Consider the following 3,548-nt stretch of genomic DNA (forward strand, 5'->3'; position numbering starts at 1 on the left):
GCGCGCGTACGCCGATGCGGGCGTCGACTACCTTTCCGTCGGATCCCTGACACACTCCGTGACGGCTCTCGATCTCGGCTTGGACATCAACGAGGCCGGGGACACCCAGGACTCCGGGGACGGCGCGAAGGCGTGGGTGGATCAACGTGGTGGCGGCGCCCGCCTGCAGGATGTCGAGACCACCGAGAACCCCGTGATCGGGTAGGTGCCTGGCGCCCATGCTGTTGACCATCGACGTCGGCAACACCGAGACTGTCATCGGACTTCTCGACGGCCAAGAGGTAGTGCACCACTGGCGTGTGTCCACCGTCCCGAATCGCACCGCGGATGAGCTGATGGCGCTGCTGCGCGGGCTGTTCTCGGGCGGCTACGACAACGGCGTGCACGGCATCGTGGTCTGCTCGACGGTCCCCGCGGTGCTGCGGACGATACGGACATTGGTCAGCCGCTACTACGCCGGAGTGCGCGCGCTTCTCGTGGAGCCGGGTGTCCGCACCGGTGTGCCGGTACTGACCGACAACCCGCGCGAAGTGGGAACGGACCGGGTGGTCAACGCATTGGCGGCGATCCGCCGGTTCGGCGGGCCGTGCATCATCGTGGACTTCGGCACGGCGACTATCTTCGACGCCGTGTCGATGCGGGGCGAGTATCTCGGAAATGCGATAGCTCCCGGCATCGAGGTCTCGCTCGACGCGCTCGGCCACGCCGGGGCCCAGCTGAGGAGCGTGGAGCTGTCACGTCCGCGCTCGGTCATCGCGAAGAACACCGTTGAGGCACTGCAGTCCGGCGCGTTGTACGGCTTCAGCGGGCAGGTGGACGGCATCGTCACCCGGATGGCCGCCGAGATCGGCGTTCCGCTCGGCGAGTTTCCGGTCATCGCCACCGGCGGGCTGGCACCGATGGTGATCAGCGAAGCGACCACTATCACCCACCATGAGCCGTGGCTGACATTGATCGGCCTCAGCCTGGTCTTCGAGCGCAATCTCTAGGGCGGCGTGCGACCGAGGATGGCGTTGAGGTCCCCGGTGGGGCCGAGATGCTGGAGCTTGTCCGGGTTCAGCTGGTTGTGCAGGGTATGGATCTGGCCGTCTTCGAACTCCATGGTCATGACCGCCAGGATTTCGCCGCCGGCGCCGCGGACCTGCCAGGCTTGCATGCCGTTCGCCGCGACGTGCTCTACCCGCATGCCCGTGCGTATCGCCTGCTTCGCCAGACCGTGCATGAAGCGCATGACCTGCACTGCGCCCTGCATGGGCTTCTGTATGGCCGGCGCCTTGCCGCCGCCATCGCCGACGAGGACCACATCGTCGGCGAGGAGCTGTGTCAAAGCGGCCATATTGCCCTCCTGGGCAGCAGCCAGGAACCGCCTGGACAGCTCGGCTTGCTGCGTCAGGTCCGGATCGAAGCGGGGGCGTCGCTCGTCGACCGCCCGTTTGGCCCGCGCCAGGATCTGCCGGCAGTTGGCCTCGCTCTTCTCTACGATGCTCGCGATCTCGTCATAGCCGTAACCGAAGACCTCGCGCAGCAGGAAGACGGCACGCTCGACGGGCGACAAGGTCTCCAGAAGCACGAGAAAGGCGGTCGACACGGTCTCGTCGGTTTCGAGCCGGTGGGCCGGGTCGGCATCGTCGGAGACGACGAGAGGTTCGGGGAGCCACGGCCCGACGTACTGCTCCCGTCGCACCCGCGCCGAGCGGAGGGCGTCGATGGCGAGCCGGGTGGTGACAGTCGTCGCGAATGCGTCCGGCGAGTCGATGGTGAGGCCATCCAGCTCGCTCTTGTGCATCCGGAGGAACGCGTCCTGAACCACATCCTCGGCCTCGGCGACGCTGCCGAGCATCCGGTACGCGATGGAGAACATCAGCGGCCGCAGCAGGTCGTGCTGGAGTGCGCTCATGTGCCGATACAACCATGCCGATCGGTCGACGGCGAGACCTGTGGCCGCACGGATGACCACCATTCCCGCACGAGCGCCGCGTGACCGTCGCGAGACAGCCGCGCGATCGTCCCGGCTTTCGTGCCGGCACCCCGTTCACGTTTTCCGGCGAGCTGTCACAGAAGGCCTTGTTGTCTCGTCGTTCGGGGCAGAGAAGGGAGTCAAGATGAGGATCTTTGTTGCGGGAGCGTCCGGTGTGATCGGGCGCGGCCTGTTACCGGCCCTGGTGAAGGCCGGCCACGACGTCGCCGGCACGACACGCAGTTCGGCGAAGGCCGAGCAGGTGCGTCTGGCGGGCGCCGAGGCCGTCGTCGTCGACGCACTTGACAGGGAGGCCGTCGTGGAGGCGGTGAGCCGGTTCCGGCCGGATGTCGTCATTCATCAGCTGACCGCCATCGGTGCCACCGATTTCAAAAAGTTCGACGAGAGTTACGCGACGACGAACCGACTGCGAACCGAGGGAGTCGACTACCTGGTGGAGGCGGCGCAGGCCGCGGGAGTCCGTCGGTTCATCGCCCAAAGCTTCACCGGATGGCCGAACGCGCGTACCGGTGGCTGGGTCAAGGACGAGGACGATCCACTGGATCAGCATCCCGCGCCTGCGTCGGTGAAGTCGCTGGAGGCGATTCGGCACACTGAGTCCGCGGTGACCGGTGCCGCTGATCTCGAAGGTGTGGTTCTGCGTTACGGAGTCCTCTACGGTCCAGGGACCGCGTTCGGGCCCGGCGGAGAGATGATCGAGACGGTCGCGAAGCGCAAGATGCCTGTGGTGGGTGGCGGGACCGGTGTCTTCTCGTTCGTCCATGTCGCCGATGCGGCCGCGGCGACGGTGGCAGCGGTCGAGCGGGGACGGCCGGGCATCTACAACATCGTCGACGACGAGCCTGCCCCGGTTACCGAGTGGCTGCCCTATCTGGCCGAGGCGATCGGTGCGAAGCGGCCGGCTCGCGTGCCGGCCTGGCTGGTCAAGCCGATGCTGGGTGAGTTCGGCGTGGCGACGATGACGACGACGCGCGGGTCGTCCAACGCCAAAGCGAAGCGCGAACTTGACTGGGCGCCGACCTATCCATCCTGGAAGCAGGGGTTCCGCACCCTGGCCTGAGACGGTGGAAGAGGCGGAACGAGAGCCTCAGCGCAGCGGCGGGCTCGGCTCGAAGAATGTCCAGCCCGCCGCTTCGACAGCCCGGTGGGCTGGGCCGGTCATCGAGGCGAACGAGACGGTGAAGCCGGCGGCGCGGCCTCGTTCCGTCAGCTCGTGCAGGAACGCCACACCCGCGTCGTCCAACTCGGTCACCCGATGCATGTCGACGATGGCATGTTGCAGGCCGCCGATGCGTTCCAGAGTGGCCACCCGGTCGACGGCATCATGCAACTGCTCAGTCAAGGTGCCGTCGATGTCTCCGGACAGGAACACGACGATCTCGCGGCCGCCTCGGTCGACGACGTCTACACCGCTCATCGCCCTCACCTCCTGGCTCAAGGTTGACACGTATGCCCCGCACGGACAATGGATGCCCGCGGGTGGCCGCTGCGCTCACTCACCTCGTCGACCGCTCGGGTTGTTTGGTCGCGCTCCTCGGTTCGTTCGCTACGCGGGCAGGCCTCGTTCCTC

4 protein-coding genes and 1 pseudogene are annotated in these 3,548 nt (G+C 66.9%); 3 read left to right on the forward strand and 2 right to left on the reverse strand.

Going from position 1 to position 3,548, the window contains the following annotated elements:
- Positions 1–205, forward strand: a pseudogene (locus tag ELR45_RS39800) (hypothetical protein); the annotation flags it as partial.
- A 13-nt stretch (positions 206–218) separates the two neighbouring features.
- A complete protein-coding gene (locus ELR45_RS31085; protein WP_129669740.1) occupies positions 219–989 on the forward strand; it encodes a type III pantothenate kinase in 771 nt (256 codons plus the stop codon).
- On the opposite strand, the gene ELR45_RS31090 is transcribed toward ELR45_RS31085, so the two are convergent.
- Entirely contained in the window at positions 986–1,897 is a 912-nt protein-coding gene (locus ELR45_RS31090; RefSeq protein WP_129669741.1) for an RNA polymerase sigma-70 factor, read from the reverse strand. The two genes, ELR45_RS31085 and ELR45_RS31090, sit on opposite strands and share 4 nt — an antisense overlap.
- Positions 1,898–2,102: 205 nt before the next feature.
- On the opposite strand from ELR45_RS31090, the gene ELR45_RS31095 reads away from it, so the two are divergent.
- Positions 2,103–3,038 carry an NAD-dependent epimerase/dehydratase family protein gene (locus ELR45_RS31095; protein WP_129669742.1) on the forward strand — a complete coding sequence of 312 codons (936 nt, stop codon included), beginning with the start codon at positions 2,103–2,105 and terminating at the stop codon, positions 3,036–3,038.
- A gap of 27 nt (positions 3,039–3,065) precedes the next feature.
- Here the strand turns inward: ELR45_RS31095 and ELR45_RS31100 are convergent, their stop codons facing one another.
- Positions 3,066–3,395 (reverse strand): STAS domain-containing protein, encoded by a 330-nt coding sequence (locus ELR45_RS31100; protein ID WP_129669743.1) that lies wholly within the window; start codon positions 3,393–3,395, stop codon positions 3,066–3,068.
- Between the last annotated feature and the right edge of the window lie 153 nt (positions 3,396–3,548).

Source organism: Phytoactinopolyspora endophytica (assembly GCF_004138495.1).
GTDB classification, from domain to species: domain Bacteria; phylum Actinomycetota; class Actinomycetes; order Jiangellales; family Jiangellaceae; genus Phytoactinopolyspora; species Phytoactinopolyspora endophytica.